At 45.8% G+C, this 1,361-nt stretch carries 1 protein-coding gene and 1 pseudogene; one reads left to right on the plus strand and one right to left on the minus strand.

Annotated elements, in window-relative coordinates:
* Window positions 1–673 (plus strand): annotated as a pseudogene (locus tag ACTHUR_RS11175) (PilC family type IV pilus tip adhesin); the annotation flags it as partial.
* Between the two features lie 276 nt (window positions 674–949).
* Here the strand turns inward: ACTHUR_RS11175 and ACTHUR_RS11180 are convergent.
* Window positions 950–1,361: LytTR family transcriptional regulator DNA-binding domain-containing protein (locus ACTHUR_RS11180; RefSeq protein WP_440398618.1), on the minus strand; the 412-nt coding region annotated here is incomplete at its 5' end.

Here is a 1,361-nt window from a genome sequence, read left to right on the forward strand (position 1 = left end):
GTCTACTGATGAATCTAAAAAAGCGGTTTTGGCAAACAGCAGTGAGTTGGAGCAGCAAACCAGAGAAAGTGACGGCGAACATATTTATGTCAGCAACAATAAGGTTGGTGAAGGCAAAAAAGGCTGGAGTCTGACTTTAGGTCCGAATGAACGTGTGACTGTCAAACCGACGATGATTTTGCGTACAGCTGTTCTGACCATTCGTAAGTATGAAAGCAAAACAATTCATACTGATTCTTCCAGTACCGATGTTTGTTTGCCGGACAGCACGTCCACACAAACGACAGCGAAAACGATTATTCTGGGCGTAAATGCCGAAAACGGCGGCCGTTTGGGCTTGCGTGATGCTCGTATCTCCAGTAAGGATCGTAAGTTTATCAGGCGCGAGAATAATGGCCAGATTGATTACGCCAACGGTATGACTTTTGATGGCGTTATCAACTTTACTTATATGAATTCCAGTAAAGCCGACGATTCTCCGGTAACTGCCGATGGCGATAGTGGTGGCACGGGTACGGATAAGGAGCTGAACGCCACGCCGAGCGTGCCAAATAATAAATGTTTTGCAACCAAAGGTGATCGCAGTCTCTTGTCTAACCAACTGGTCAGCCTAAAAGTAGAAGGCCGTACATGCGGACTCAAACGTATCAGCTGGCGTGAATTGTTCTTTTAATTTGTAAGGCTTGAATATCGAGGCCGTCTGAATTTTTCAGACGGCCTTTTCTGTTGAGTAGTAGTAATTCAAAAATGTTGGATTGGTGGATAGAAAAGCTTGTTTGAGGGCAAAACAAGCTTTGATCAAATTGAAAGCTTGGATAGAGCTAAACGACAGATTTGGACTATTCTTTTTTTAAATTTCTACCATTTGGCTGATAAGTTAAAAGGCCGTCTGAAAAGTATCTTTTCAGACGGCCTTTGATTTAAAGAGAACGAGTCAAGGAGCGCATTGTTAGATGCTGTTTTTAATCATTTTCCGCAGGGTGGAGAGTTGCCGGCGGCTGACGGGCAACGGGGTCGGAATATCGAGAATTTTAGCGCTCCACGTGGATGCGGATTCATCGTTTTCGTCATCGTCCAGTCGAATCAGACTGTCTAGGGTGTGGCGGAAGACGAGGGCATTGCGGTGGATGCGGATGACTTTGTCGCCCAGCAATTCTTCCCAGTAAACCAAGGTCTTCGGTAATTCGTAGCTTTGGCCGTCGCCAGTAAACAGATAGACGGTTTTGTGTTCCGCCATCAGGTAACGCGCCTGTTGCCATGGAATTTCAACCATGCGTTCGCGGTTGTACACTTTGAAATGGGTAAAACTGTCTGCTTTTTCGCGGTTTTTCTCGATGATGCGGTCAAGCGCGGTTTGCAGG

The organism is Neisseria sp. P0021.S007, from assembly GCF_051956855.1.